The organism is Ensifer canadensis (assembly GCF_017488845.2).
GTDB classification, from domain to species: domain Bacteria; phylum Pseudomonadota; class Alphaproteobacteria; order Rhizobiales; family Rhizobiaceae; genus Ensifer; species Ensifer canadensis.
This window is the reverse complement of sequence record NZ_CP083373.1, coordinates 310,551-323,320: the sequence shown is the minus strand read 5'-3', so window position 1 is coordinate 323,320 and position 12,770 is coordinate 310,551. Positions and strand designations below refer to the sequence as shown.

Below are 12,770 nucleotides of genomic sequence, written 5' to 3'. Positions count from 1 at the left end.
TATGCAAGACGATGCTCCCGATGTCGAACCGCTCATCCTGCCGCTGACGAGGCCTCCAATGTATTTCGGGGTGGATATCATCGTGTTCGTGGTGAACGGCATCTTCGGGATCGTCATCTTCATCGCATCATCGAATTTCCTGGCGCCGCTGGTCGTCCTGCCGATCCACTTCGTCGCGCTCTACCTATGCCAGCGGGATATCCACATCGTCCGGGTCGTGCAGGTGTTCCTGTCGATGCGCAGAGCGATCCGCAACAGGCACTTCTGGAAAGCGGGGAGCTACGCCCCATGAACATTGTCAATCGCGACTTGAAGTTCGGGCGCGAACGCGCCCGCGACATGGGGATCGGCACGCATGTCCCGTATCTCCGCCATGTCGATGAAGCGACGATCGTCACCAAATCCGGCCTGTTTCTGCAGGTAATCCGGTTATCCGGCCTCCCATACCAAACGATGGATCAGGCGGAGATCAATGCGCGCCTGGCCAACCGCAACATGACAGTTCGGTCGCTCGGATCGTCGCGTTTTGCCCTTTACGCCACTATCATCCGTCGTCAGATCGTGCCAGCAATCGACGGCGATTTCGATAATCCCTTCGCCGACGAGCTGAACGCCCGCTACATGGACGGGCTGAAGCACCGGACGATGTTCGTCAATGAGCTTTACCTCACGGTCATCCGACGGCCTATGACCGGGCGCGCCGGCAAGGTCGACCGCATGTTCGACGTCTTCCGCATGGCTGACAATGAGGTCGAAGCCAGCAGCGAGGCGTTGCGCGACCTAAACGACATGGTCTCTGGTATCGTCGGCGACTTTCGCTCCTATCGCCCGGAAATTCTTTCCTGCGTTACCCGTGACGGCGGTATTTATTCCGAGCCAGCCGAGTTTTTCGCCAAGATCCTCGCCGCCGGCGACGAGCGGACGATGCCGCTGCCTCGCATGTCGCTTGCCGACTATATCGGGACCGGTCGGATCATGTTCGGCCGCAAGGCAACAGAAATCTGGTCGGCGGATGGCTCGACCTCCAAGGTAGCGGCGATGGTGTCGATCAAGGAATATCCGCCGATGACGACGCCCGGCCAGCTCGACGGATTGCTGCGCCTGCCTTACGAATTCATCGTTACCCATTCTTTCGCGCCGGAAGATCGGACAACCGTCACGGAGGCGATCGTGACGATCAGCAGGCAGATCGCAAACTCCGACGATGGCGGCACGGTGGTCGAAGACGACATCGAGACGGCGCGCGACCGGCTCGCCTCGGGCGAAGTCGTGTTCGGAAAACACCACATGACGGTTGCGGTGTTCGAGCGCGATCTCTCGCGGCTAAACCGTGCCGTAGCCGACGTATCCGCCGAACTTGCGCGCATGGGCGTTGTCGCCGTTCGCGAGGACCTCAATCAGGAAGCCGCCTGGTGGGCGCAACTGCCAACCAACTTCTCCTATATCGCACGTCAAGGGCTTATCTCGTCGGTGAACTTTGCAGGGCTGTTCTCCGCGCATAACTTCCCGTCCGGCCAGACACATAAGGTCCATTGGGGCGTTCCCATCTCGCTGTTGGAGACCACCAGCCAAACCGCCTATTTCTTCAATTTTCATGAGGCTGATGTCGGCAACTTCACCATCATCGGCCCGACCGGATCGGGCAAGACCGTGGCGCTTTCCTTCCTCTTGGCGCAAGGCATGCGTGTCGAGCCACGGCCGCGCTGCGTCTTCATCGACAAGGACCGCGGCGGCGAGATTTTCGTCCGTGCCATGGGCGGGCGCTATGAACGGCTTTCGCCGGGGGAGCCGACTGGCTTTGCACCGCTCCAGCTTGAAGACACGCCGGCCAACCGAAGCTTTGGCAAGACGCTCGTCTCCTATTTGGTCACGCCTTCGGACCGTGTGCTCAATGCCGAAGAGATGGCCGTCATCTCCGATGCGATTGATAGCATCTATACGGATTTTAACCGGCAACAGCGCCGGCTCGATATGCTCGCCGAGGCCATGCGAGGGCGCATGCGCTCTGGCATTGGCGACCTCGCCGACCGGTTGAAGGAATGGACCACCGGTGACAAGGGCTGGCTGTTCAACAATCCCGCCGACAAACTGGACTTCTCTGGCTCGGTGAACGGCTTCGACATGACGGAGATCCTCTCCGACAAACGTACGCGATCGGCAGTTTTGCTCTACATGTTCCACCGCATCCAGGAGATCCTCGACGGCCGACCGTCGATGATCTTTCTCGACGAAGGCTGGCGGTTGCTCGATGATGAGGTCTTCTCCGGCTTCATCAAGGATTGGCTGAAGACCATCCGCAAGATGAACGGCATCGTCGGCTTCGGCACGCAATCGGCAGCCGACGTGGTGCTCTCAGATCTCCGCAACACGATCATCGAACAGACGATGACCAACATCTTCTTTCCCAACGCCTCCGCCGATGAGGAGAGCTACCGGAGAGCTTTCGGGCTCTCGGATAAGGAGTTCAGCTTCGTCAAGCAGGCGGACAAAGCGAGCCGCACGTTCCTGATCAAGCATGCACAGGACTCAATTATCGCTCGGCTCGACCTGTCGGCGATGCCCGATCTGGTGAAGGTGTTGTCCGGTCGGCCGGAAACGGTACGCGAATGCCAGACGCTACGCCTGAGCTATGGCGAGGAGCCGGCCGCCTGGCTCCCACATTTTTGTGGCTGGACCCTCCCGGAGGCGACCAGTGCGTAGAACGATCCTTCTCCTGCTCTCCGCTGCACTGGTGACAGCACCAGCACCCGCGGCCATCGCGGACATTCCTGTTAACGACAACGACATGAAGGAAAAGCGCTCCGAGGATGAAGGGCATTCGAAGAAGGACACGGCGACACGAGGCCACCAACTCGAGGATCAGACGATCACGAACTGCAACATCTCAAATAAGGAGAAGTACCGCCGTCTCTACCGCTCACCGGCGCAAGCGGTGCACGAGGATGCCAAAAACGTCGACCTGATCAAGCACTATGCAAACAAGCACAATGTCCCTGTCGGCCTTGCGTTGTCGGTGGCCCACGCCGAGTCCGGAATATCGACGTGCTCCGGCTCTCCGACCGGTGTGAAGGGCGTCATGCAGCTGACGAAGAAGACAGGCAAGGGTATGGGCTTCGACCGCGAAATCAATGAGGAGAACATCGAGGGCGGCGTCAAATATCTCGGCATGGGCGTAAACAAATGCGGCAGCACCGACTATGCCTGCGTAGCCTCCTGGTACAACGGCTCGACTGCTTCAGAGCAAAGCAACTGGGCCGGCAAGGTCGGTCGGAACCATGCCTGGTTCAACGCCTATGCCGGCGGCTCGAATATCGAGGACATTTCTTCGCCGTCGTTCAAATCCTATGTCGACTATGGCTCCGGCGCTACGCGCAGCTCGAATAGCGCGGCAGTAGGCGCGGTCGGTCGCGTCGTTCTCGGCATCGATGCAAGCACGGCACGCGTCCAGGAGGCGGGCCGGCGCATTGATAGTCTTTCAGCGTCCGCTGGGGCCTCGGAAATCTATCAGGAGGCGTGGGATGACAATACACAGGCGCGAGCCTTCAATGCCGAACTGGTGAATAACCTGATCACGGCACGCACGCTCTTCAACGAGCTGCTTCAGGCCAGAATGCAGATGAAGCTGTCGAAGATCTCGGAGACAGCCAAAACCCTGAAGTCCGATCCAAAGGTCAATCCGTACAGCTGCGATCCGGTCATCCTAGAACAGATGAAGTTGTCGCGCGACGACTGGCCACGCTGCGCCGTAGTCGTGGATGCAGACGCGGAAACCACGATCATGTCCACCCAAGGCACCGACGGCGCGATCGGCAACAATCTTCTCTTCATCCAGAATGCCGCAAACGCGGCCGATCAAGGAGGTCTGCAATGAAAAAGACGTTCGCCGTGGCTACCGTCCTCGCCTTCTCGACACCGGTCCTCGCCGACGTTCCAGTGATCGATAAAAAGAACCTGGCGATCGCCAGGAAGAACGCCGAAAACACCGGCGAGATCATGAAAACCAACACCAACATCCTCGAAAAGACCAAGGAGATCCTCGGCGCGCTGTCCGGCAGTCGCGACGGGTCGATGGGGATTTCCTCGACCGGCCTCGGCGGCAACATGTCCGTTTCGGCGGCGCCATCGTTCTCCTCGATCATGAACGGCGGCACGCTGTCATTCGGCGGTCTTGGCTCCGACGCACAGAACGTTGCGGCGACGCTGATCAACGGGCTGCAGCTCGTCAAGCAAGTGAAGGCGATCGTCGAAGGCGAGGATGCCGGGGCGATGAACCATGCCTTTTCCGGTACAGTCAACACGGCCGCCCTGCTCTCGGCGCTGACCCAGCAGGCATCGCAAGGCGTTTCGCAGCGTGAGCAATCGCTGCAGTCGGCAACTGGCCAGATCGGCTCGGCCGAAGACGTCAAGGGTTCGGTCGACGCAAATACCCGCATGCAGCTGGAAACGGCGCGCACGATCAACGAGCTGATCAGTGTCTCGAACGGCGGGGTTTCGGCGCTGAACACAGAAATGCAGATGCGGCTCACTCAGCAGTCCGAGACAGCCAAGATGCTGCAATACAAAGACGTCAACCCGTTCAAGTGAGGCCGCATGCCATTGCTCGTCGCGATAATGCTTTCTGGTCTCGCGCTGGTTGCCGGATGCCAGACGAAGGGTGAAAAGAATGCCCCCTGTCCGCCGATATCGAGTTTTGTGGAGGCGGAGGAGTTGTGTGGTCTGGCATCGCCGGTCAACGACGTCTTCGCGCCTGTCCTGAGGGAATGAACGGATGGCCGCGACCACGATCATATCGGACATTTTCGCAAAGCTGGACGCGATAGGCGAGACGTTCATTCGGAACACCTACGAGGGCCTTGCGCTTCAGGTGGATGTCCTGTTCGGGTCAATGCTCACCCTCTATGTCATCTGGTGGGGCTATATGATCCTTGCCGGACGCGACAGCTTCTCTGTGCCGGAGGCGGCCTGGCGGCTCGGCCGAGCCTTCTTCATCTACTATATGGCGACCAACTGGGGCGCCTTCTCTGCCACGCTCTACAAGCTCGTGCAGTCCGTGCCGAACCTGATCTCCGACACGATTATCGAGTCGATCGCTGGGTCCGGCGGCGTGCTCAATGGCGGAACCGACGATACGACGGGAGTGGTGAAGATCCTCGACGCCGTCTTCGAGACCGCAGGTAAGGTTTATGAGCAGGTGGCGACCGGCACCTTCGAATATGTCGGGGCGCTGATCGGCGCTGTCGTGTTCGTCGTCGCAATGATCTTCATCGCGGTCGCTGCGGCCGCGATCCTTGCGGCCAAGCTGATGCTGTTCATCACACTGGCGCTGGCACCGATATTTATCATACTGGCACTCTATCGCTGGACGTTCCGCCTCACCGACGGCTGGCTGTTGCTAATGGTCAATCTGATGGTGACGCAGACTTTGATGATGGCGTTTCTTGCCTTCCTTTACCAGCTCATCGAGCTTGCCATCAACACGGCCAACAATACCGCTACGGAAAGCAAGCTCTCCTATGTGGCGCCGTTCGTGATCGTCTGCCTGCTGGGAATCGTGGTGTTCCGGTTTATCCCCGCCTTTGCCGCAGGCATTACTGGGGGCGGCGCGTTGGGGCAAGGCGACTCGGCTATCGTTGGTGGCCGCGAAACGATGCTTCGGGCTCGGCGAGCGTATAGAGGCAGAACCGGGATCCTTCGTGGAGGGCTACAGAGCCGCCGCACATCCGCAGACGTTCAGAACGCGCGAGCACGAGCAATTCAAAGGGAGACGGAAAAGAATGGGCACTTTTAGCGATCCCAGTCTCTTGGACGAAGGACAATCTTGAGAAAGGCAACGCCGATGTATCCGTGGGATGAGGACCGTAGACGTGCCGCAGCGATCGACATGCAAAATCGCTTGAACGAGCAGATGGCAGAAAAGGCTAAGCAAAGCGTCAAGCCAGGAGACAACCGAAAGTTTCTTGTATTCATGGTCGCCGTCATCTTCTTCAAGCCCTTCGCCGAGTATTGCATCCATCTTTACAACACGCTCGCCGGATATGTTCACAGCCTTGGCAGTGTATTCGGCTTTTGAGCTTGGAGGTCCCTTGATGAAGAAGATCGCCTCGACGATCATAGCAGTCGGCTTGCTTTTTCCCGGCCTGGCATGGTCTCAAACGCCAAGCTCGATCTTGCCCGTACTGACGGGCGCTTATGCCCCCGACGAAGGCGGCTGCGAAGCCGCAGCTGCGGCGTTCATCTATGTCGAGGACAAGGGGATCGGCGCGAACAAAACCACAGGGAAAGTTCTGTCCGTTAAACGGGAAGGCGGCTCCTTTGTTTTCGATGTCTTGTGGATCGAAACCGGCTCTGATGAATCGGACGGCGATCGTGACACGGTCAAGATCGACGTGAAGGATGACCGCTCCTTCTACTTCACGAACACGGCTTCGAAGAGGATGCTGATGCGATGGTGCAGCTAGTTTCCTAACCGCTGCGCCGGAGCTGAGCGACTCCAGAATTCCAGGCTATCCGGCTCCCTCCCCGCACCGATGTGGTCGGCAAAGGCGATCACTTGGCCTAGTGAATAAACTATAGTTAATTATACCGCAGACGGCGGACCATCGGATAAACCCCAATGAGCAACGCAAGCGCGAATATGCCCAAAACCCCGCCGAACGATCTCACCGCCTACTGGGTAGCAGGCGCATCATGGGAGGCGGAACTCTACCGCAAGGAGCGCCGCTCGCGGAAAATCGCATGGACAGTCGCGACCGTGGCTGGCTTAGCCACACTGCTCAGCCTCTCGGCCCTCAATCTGCTGGTGCCACTGAAGCAGTTCGAGGCCGTGGTGGTGATCGCCGACAAAACCACTGGCTTCGTGGAGGTTGCCCGCTCCTTGAACGAGAGCAAGCTTTCCGAAAACGACGCCGTCAAGACTGCGAACATCGTGCGCTATATCCGGGCGCGCGAGACCTATGACCCTCGGGCGCTCAAGGACAATTACGATCTAGCCCAGCTCTATTCGACCGGCCAGGCCGCCTCGGATCTCCGTCACGACTTCGAGCCCGCGAACCCGCAGTCGAAGGACAAGATGCTCGGACGCAATACGCGCATCGCCGTTACCATAAAGTCGGTCTCGTTCCTCAACTCTTCCACGGCGACGGTCCGCTTCTCAACCGAGACGCGTCGCGACAACACCCTTCGGCGCGAACACTGGGTTTCGGTGGTCCGCTTCCGCTATACGACGGCGCCGCTAAAGAACGAATATCGCTTCGACAACCCGCTTGGCTTCCAGGCCACCGAGTATCGGCGCGATCAGGAATCGCTGCCGGAAGTTCTGCCGGCGGACAAGGCGGCGCGCTGATGCGGAAATCTCTTCTTTCATTCGCGGCGCTATCGCTACTTGCCGTAGCGGTAGCGCCAGCCCTGGCCGATCCCCGCATCCGCTACATCACCTTCAACAACAATGCGGTCGTGACCGTGCCTGCGGGTCTCGGCGTCTCGACCATGATCCAGCTTGGAAGCTCCGAGGTTATCGAGACGATCTCGGCCGGCGACACGGCGAGCTGGTCGATTGTCCCGAAGAAGGGGTCGGGGATCCTCTTCGTCAAGCCGCTACGCGAGAACGCCGAGACGAACGTCAACATCGTCACCAACCAGCGCATCTACGCCCTTCTGCTGAAGGGCTCGGCCGCGGCCGACCTTCGGGCTGCATTCCAGGTTCGGTTCAAATATCCCGACGAGGATGTCAACGCCCGGCTGTTGGCCGCCGCGCAGGAGAGTGCCAAGGATCCCCTGTTGAAGGATCTCGACCCGAGCCGGCTGAACTACGATTACGTCTTCCGCGGCGATACCAGCCTGAAGCCGCGGGTCGCCTTCGATGACGGCACCCATATGTATCTGGAATTTCCGGACGAAATCCCCGCCATCTTCGTCGTCGAAGGCAAGCGCCAGGAATCCCTCGTCAACCTGCGCACGCAGGGAAAATACGTCGTCGTCGACAAGATCGGGGCGCAGTTCACACTGCGCGCTGGCGACAAATGGCTTTGCCTCTACAATCGGCAGGCCAATCGCCAATCCTTCGATCTCATCGAAGACGCCTATGGACCGAAGCGCCTCGACCGCAAAGAGGAGCGCCAGCGATGAGCAAGATCGATTTTGATCACCTCGACGGGCAAAGCAGTGTCGCCAGCGACCGCAATGGCCGGCTCGGCAAGCTCGCCCTTCCCCTCCTGCTTGTCGCCGGCGCCGGTGTGCTTGCCTATGTCAACTGGCCGACCGGCCCGCAGAACCCCAACCTGACCGAAGGTTCAGGCGAGACTTTCGAGACGACGAACTCCAGCATCCGCAACTTTCCCGACGAACCGTTGAAGCAGGCGGCCGATCCGAACCTTGTGCAGATTCCGACTGCCGAAAAGAAGTCAGTGGAGTCCGCGGCGGTCAACCTTACCGTGAACGCGGGCGACGATCTGGAAAAACTGCGTCAGCTCGAAGAAGGGCGTCGCCGCGCCGAGGAAGAACGACTTCGGATGGAGGAAGCGCGCCGGCGCGCCGAAGAGGAAGCTCGGCTGGCCGAGCTGGAGGCCAAGCGCCGGGAGGAGGAGGAAAAGGCACGGTGGGAGCGGCTCCGCTCGGACCAGGTTATCGTCGACGGCTCCGGCGGCGAAAGCCTGTCGGCCGGCGAACACTCGGTGACGGTTGCTGACGACGGCCAGCTCGTCGCGGTTCCCGGCGCAGAAAGCGATGCGAACAAGGCGTTCCTCGCTCAGTCGGAAAAGCAGACGGTCAGCATCGTGAAGGCGACGCGCTTCGATCGGACCGACGCGCTTGTGGCCCAGGGCACGATGATCCGCGGCTTTCTGGAGACGGCCATCAACACCGACCTTCCCGGCATGGTGCGAGCCGTCGTGCGTGAGGATGTCCGGTCTCTCGACGGCGGTCGCGTCCTCATTCCGAAAGGCTCTCGCCTCATCGGCGAATACAAGTCCGGCCTGGCGCGCGGCCAAAAGCGCATCTTCATCGTCTGGTCCCGCGTGATCCGGTCCGATGGCCTGTCCGTCGAGATCGCCTCGCCCGGCGCCGACCGTCTCGGCCGCGCCGGGCTCACCGGCGAGATCGACACGCATTTCTGGGAACGCTTCGGTTCTGCGATCATGCTGTCGGTGATCGGCGGCGCGGCGGAATATGTTTCGGCGCTCGGCGACACGGCGGCGGAAAGCGCTCGTTCGATCTCGACGGTCGATCCGATCACCGGCGCGGTCACGACGATCACAACCGAACCGAGCCGAACGGCCGCGGAGGCGCGATCGATCGCCACGGAGAAGTCATCGGCGATCCTTCAAGACATTGCCAACGAGGCTTTCAAGGAAAGCTCGAAGATCCCGCCGACGATCTATGTCGCCCAGGGGGAGTCGGTTATCGTCTATCTGCGGCGCGATCTTGATTTTTCCGACTTCTATGCCGATCCGGTCCGGCAGGAGATGATGCGGCTGAAGCTTGGCGGGCAAATCCGGCGCAACGTCGATTCGACGCCCTATTATCCGATCGCGCCGATCCACAAATGAAGCAGTTCCCCTTTCTCGAAAAGGCGCTGGAGCGGTTGAAGCCCTATCTTTCGGATGATCGAGTCTCCGAAATCTCCGTCAATCGCCCCGGCGAGTTGTTTATCGAGCGGCTCGGCGTCGGCGGCATGGAACGCGAGGTCGATGCGCAGTTCACCGCCGATTGGATACGGACCTTGAGCGAGCGCGTTGCCGGCTCTACCAACCAGGTCGTCAACGACGAGCATCCCATTCTGTCGGCATGGCTTCCGACCGGGGAGCGCTTCCAATGTGTTTTGCCGCCGGCCGCACCCGACGGCGGCGCGATCTCCATCCGCAAGCAGGTCATCCACGACATAGGGCTGGAGGTCTACAAGAACCGCGGCGCATTCGAGCATACCAGGGTCGGGCGGCAACTCAGGCTCTCGACGGCCGAGGAGGAGCTTGCAGCCATGATGAAGCGCGAGGTCAACGCCATGCAGTTTCTTCAAACTGCCGTGCGCTCGCGAGTTTCGATCGCCATATCCGGCGGTACGTCGACAGGCAAAACGACCTTCCTAAATGCACTGCTCAAGGAGATTCCAGAAGAGGAGCGCATCGTCACCATCGAGGACGCGCGCGAGTTAAAGCCGATCACCCCGAACACAGTCGCATTGCTCGCCTCGAAGGGAGACCAGGGCCGCGCCAAAGTGACGCCGCAGGAGCTACTCGAAGCCTCACTGCGCATGCGTCCAGATCGGCTGATGTTGGGCGAGCTTCGCGGCGCCGAGGCGTTTTCCTTCCTTCAGGCGATCAATACTGGCCATCCGGGATCGCTGACAACGGTCCACGCCAACTCAGCGCGCTCGGCCTATGACCGCTTGGCGCTCATGGTCATGCAGAGTGGCGTTGCGCTCGAGAAGCAGGAGATTATCGACTACCTCAAGGAAGTCATCCCTGTCGTTGTCCAGCTCTCGCGCATTCCGGATGGTCGCCGCGTGGTCTCTGAAATCGTCTTTACCAAGGGGGACATGCTATGAACCCGGCAATCCTGCTGTTCGGGCTGGTGATTGCCGCCGCCGTAGCCTCGTTCGTCGCTTCGCTCGCCTATGCCGGCCTCTACTATGCGTTCGACAACTCGACATGGATGTTTCAGGCGCTGCAGGACGATATCCTTGCATCCTATAGCGCGGCGCGGCTCGATCTCGCCGCCAGTGACTGGCATCGGCCGATGATAGCGGCCGCGACTGGCCTGTTCGCCGGTGGCGCTGTGCTTGTTGCCGCCATAACAGGTAAGAAGAAATCGACCGACGCTCGCTTTCTCAGTACGCAGGAGGCCCGCGCCCTTGGCCTCACGCGCACCGGTGGCGTGTTCGTCGGTCGGATCGGCGGCAACTTGATGAAGGTTCCGGGCGGATTCACGCAGCGCGGGTCCGGCCGACGTCGGTTCATGAAGCCCATGCTGTTCGGCGGAAAGAAGCTCTGGATCGACGGGGATGACGTCGGTGGCTTCGTGATTGGACCGCCACGGTCGGGTAAAGGCGCATCGCTGATCGTGCCGAACTGTCTGCTATGGCCGGACAGCATCGTCGTGCTCGACATCCGCGGCGAGACCTATGAGGCCACGGCCGGATATCGTTCGAAATTCTCGCGCGTGCTACGTTTCTCGCCGGCAGACGAAAATGGCGATACGGAATGCTACAACCCGCTCGACTTCGTCGCGATCGACCCGGACCAGCGCGATATCGACATCAATTCCATCGCGACGGCTCTTTTGCCGACGCCGAAGGGCGACGCTTACTGGATCTCCGACGCCCGCGCACTCTTTGCCGGCGTTACGTCATGGGTACTGGAAAATCCGGATGTCTCCGACAAGGATAAGAACCTTGGAACGGTCCTCAATGTGATCGAAGGCGGCAACAAGCCGCTTCGTGAGTGGTTGGAGGAAGTCGCCAATTCTAAGCTTCGCGCCGAATGGATTAGTCCCTTTACATACACCACCCTCGCTCGCTTCGCCGTCATGGCCAGCAAGCAATTCGATGGTGTCTATGGCTCGCTCGCCGCAGCGGTGCGGCCGTTCAAGAACAATCGGATCCTGCGGGCGACGGCGCGATCGACGTTCGACATCCGCACCATGCGCCGGCAGAATATGAGCCTTTATCTGGATTTCCGCATCCAGCAGATCGGCTTGATCGGCCCGATCTTCAATGTATTGATGGTCCAGTTCATGGATTACATGTCGCGAAACATGATGGCGCGTGACGAGCGACGCGTGCTCGTCCTGCTTGATGAATTCCAGAACCTCGGCAAGCTGGAGAACGCGCTCACCGTCGCGACCGTCCTCGGCGGCTACGGCATTCCCTGCTGGTTCTTTGTCCAATCGCTCCGGTCGATCGATAACGTCTATACGCGCGAAGGCCGTCAGACGCTCGTCAACTCCGCTCGCGCTCAAATCTTCCTTGGAGCGCAGGATCCCGAGGATCAGCGGTATATTTCGCAGCTGCTGGGCGAGCGGAAGGAAGTGACGGTCGACAAGGCCGTTTCCACGGGCTTGACCCTGTTCGATCGCAAGGGCGCGACCATGTCTCATAAGACCACGATGCGGCCCCTAATGCGCCCTGACGAACTGGGCTCACTGAACGAGACGCGGTGCATCATCAAGCTTCGAAATCAGCAACCAATTTTTGGGGTTCGGAATTTCTACTATGCCGACAACCAACTGATGAAACGCGCGTGGTTGAAGATACCCCGGCCGAAAAACCAGCACATCACCAATGATGCAACCAGTTTCACGACTGGGCATCATGAAGATATCATGCGTTCTGATAGTCCACCTCCCCCTGATACAACACCTGGAGGGAAGTTTGCGGCCAAAAGCTTAGCGGTGATAATGGTGCCGTCGAGCAGATCGATACCCGAGCAAATTTTCCAGTTACCAGATGCTTCTCATACGTCAAAGCACGCCGACGAACCTCGCAGCGTCAATTCAGTGGGATGCGAACCGGACTTTAAATCAGCGATGAAAAAGAGTGCGGTGCGAAAGGCCGAAGCAGATAAATCCCTCGAAAGGATATTGACCATATTCGAGAGAGCGCCCGTAAAAAAACGGGCGGCTAAGAAGGTTAAAAAGGAGATCGCGTCGGCTTTTGCTGACGAATAGTCGTGACTTTACCAAGCGTGAAACATCGATGCGTTTTTCGAACGGGGAGCCTGCTCGATTAAACCGAAGCAAGCCTCCCGAACTCGCGTGCGTTCTCTCAAGCAGGTCTCCCA

The 12,770-nt window shown here is 59.5% G+C and carries 12 protein-coding genes; all 12 read left to right on the top strand.

Annotated elements, in window-relative coordinates; translation table 11 throughout:
* Nucleotide 1 precedes the first annotated feature (1 nt).
* The 12 genes from J3R84_RS31180 to J3R84_RS31125 all read left to right on the top strand — a co-directional run bounded on the left by J3R84_RS31180 (nucleotide 2) and on the right by J3R84_RS31125 (nucleotide 12,657).
* The gene (locus J3R84_RS31180) at nucleotides 2-292 is read left to right on the top strand and encodes a VirB3 family type IV secretion system protein (protein ID WP_057216052.1); all 291 of its coding nucleotides are present in this window, start codon (nucleotides 2-4) and stop codon (nucleotides 290-292) included.
* Nucleotides 289-2,700: a VirB4 family type IV secretion/conjugal transfer ATPase gene (locus J3R84_RS31175; RefSeq protein WP_057216049.1), complete on the top strand. Its 2,412-nt coding sequence runs from the start codon at nucleotides 289-291 to the stop codon at nucleotides 2,698-2,700. Before J3R84_RS31180 ends, J3R84_RS31175 begins: the two co-directional genes overlap by 4 nt.
* Nucleotides 2,693-3,871, top strand: a complete 1,179-nt coding sequence (locus tag J3R84_RS31170) for a transglycosylase SLT domain-containing protein (protein WP_057216047.1) — start codon at nucleotides 2,693-2,695, stop codon at nucleotides 3,869-3,871. The genes J3R84_RS31175 and J3R84_RS31170 overlap by 8 nt, the downstream gene beginning before the upstream one ends.
* Nucleotides 3,868-4,584: a type IV secretion system protein gene (locus tag J3R84_RS31165; protein ID WP_057216039.1), complete on the top strand. Its 717-nt coding sequence runs from the start codon at nucleotides 3,868-3,870 to the stop codon at nucleotides 4,582-4,584. The genes J3R84_RS31170 and J3R84_RS31165 overlap by 4 nt, the downstream gene beginning before the upstream one ends.
* A gap of 184 nt (nucleotides 4,585-4,768) precedes the next feature.
* The gene (locus tag J3R84_RS31160; RefSeq protein WP_057216037.1) at nucleotides 4,769-5,788 is read left to right on the top strand and encodes a TrbL/VirB6 family protein; all 1,020 of its coding nucleotides are present in this window, start codon (nucleotides 4,769-4,771) and stop codon (nucleotides 5,786-5,788) included.
* Nucleotides 5,789-5,818: 30 nt separating this feature from the next.
* Nucleotides 5,819-6,070: a hypothetical protein gene (locus J3R84_RS31155; protein WP_156408034.1), complete on the top strand. Its 252-nt coding sequence runs from the start codon at nucleotides 5,819-5,821 to the stop codon at nucleotides 6,068-6,070.
* 16 nt (nucleotides 6,071-6,086) lie between these two features.
* Entirely contained in the window at nucleotides 6,087-6,458 is a 372-nt protein-coding gene (locus tag J3R84_RS31150) for a hypothetical protein (RefSeq protein ID WP_057216031.1), read from the top strand.
* Nucleotides 6,459-6,634: 176 nt separating this feature from the next.
* Nucleotides 6,635-7,342 carry a VirB8 family type IV secretion system protein gene (locus tag J3R84_RS31145; protein WP_057216106.1) on the top strand — a complete coding sequence of 236 codons (708 nt, stop codon included), beginning with the start codon at nucleotides 6,635-6,637 and terminating at the stop codon, nucleotides 7,340-7,342.
* The gene (locus tag J3R84_RS31140; RefSeq protein WP_057216028.1) at nucleotides 7,342-8,124 is read left to right on the top strand and encodes a TrbG/VirB9 family P-type conjugative transfer protein; all 783 of its coding nucleotides are present in this window, start codon (nucleotides 7,342-7,344) and stop codon (nucleotides 8,122-8,124) included. The genes J3R84_RS31145 and J3R84_RS31140 overlap by 1 nt, the downstream gene beginning before the upstream one ends.
* Entirely contained in the window at nucleotides 8,121-9,542 is a 1,422-nt protein-coding gene (gene virB10 / locus J3R84_RS31135) for a type IV secretion system protein VirB10 (protein WP_057216025.1), read from the top strand. The genes J3R84_RS31140 and virB10 overlap by 4 nt, the downstream gene beginning before the upstream one ends.
* Nucleotides 9,539-10,537: a P-type DNA transfer ATPase VirB11 gene (virB11, locus tag J3R84_RS31130; protein ID WP_057216022.1), complete on the top strand. Its 999-nt coding sequence runs from the start codon at nucleotides 9,539-9,541 to the stop codon at nucleotides 10,535-10,537. Before virB10 ends, virB11 begins: the two co-directional genes overlap by 4 nt.
* Complete coding sequence (locus J3R84_RS31125) at nucleotides 10,534-12,657, top strand: type IV secretory system conjugative DNA transfer family protein (RefSeq protein ID WP_203529972.1); 2,124 nt, start codon at nucleotides 10,534-10,536, stop codon at nucleotides 12,655-12,657. Before virB11 ends, J3R84_RS31125 begins: the two co-directional genes overlap by 4 nt.
* Nucleotides 12,658-12,770 lie beyond the last annotated feature (113 nt).

Bases quoted from the DNA above. Each gene is read 5' to 3' on its own strand.
- J3R84_RS31180 (WP_057216052.1), top strand. From the start codon at position 2: ATGCAAGACGATGCTCCCGATGTCGAACCGCTCATCCTGCCGCTGACG.
- virB10 (WP_057216025.1), top strand. From the start codon at position 8,121: ATGAGCAAGATCGATTTTGATCACCTCGACGGGCAAAGCAGTGTCGCC.
- J3R84_RS31145 (WP_057216106.1), top strand. From the start codon at position 6,635: ATGCCCAAAACCCCGCCGAACGATCTCACCGCCTACTGGGTAGCAGGC.
- J3R84_RS31150 (WP_057216031.1), top strand. From the start codon at position 6,087: ATGAAGAAGATCGCCTCGACGATCATAGCAGTCGGCTTGCTTTTTCCC.
- virB11 (WP_057216022.1), top strand. From the start codon at position 9,539: ATGAAGCAGTTCCCCTTTCTCGAAAAGGCGCTGGAGCGGTTGAAGCCC.
- J3R84_RS31160 (WP_057216037.1), top strand. From the start codon at position 4,769: ATGGCCGCGACCACGATCATATCGGACATTTTCGCAAAGCTGGACGCG.
- J3R84_RS31140 (WP_057216028.1), top strand. From the start codon at position 7,342: ATGCGGAAATCTCTTCTTTCATTCGCGGCGCTATCGCTACTTGCCGTA.
- J3R84_RS31165 (WP_057216039.1), top strand. From the start codon at position 3,868: ATGAAAAAGACGTTCGCCGTGGCTACCGTCCTCGCCTTCTCGACACCG.
- J3R84_RS31175 (WP_057216049.1), top strand. From the start codon at position 289: ATGAACATTGTCAATCGCGACTTGAAGTTCGGGCGCGAACGCGCCCGC.
- J3R84_RS31125 (WP_203529972.1), top strand. From the start codon at position 10,534: ATGAACCCGGCAATCCTGCTGTTCGGGCTGGTGATTGCCGCCGCCGTA.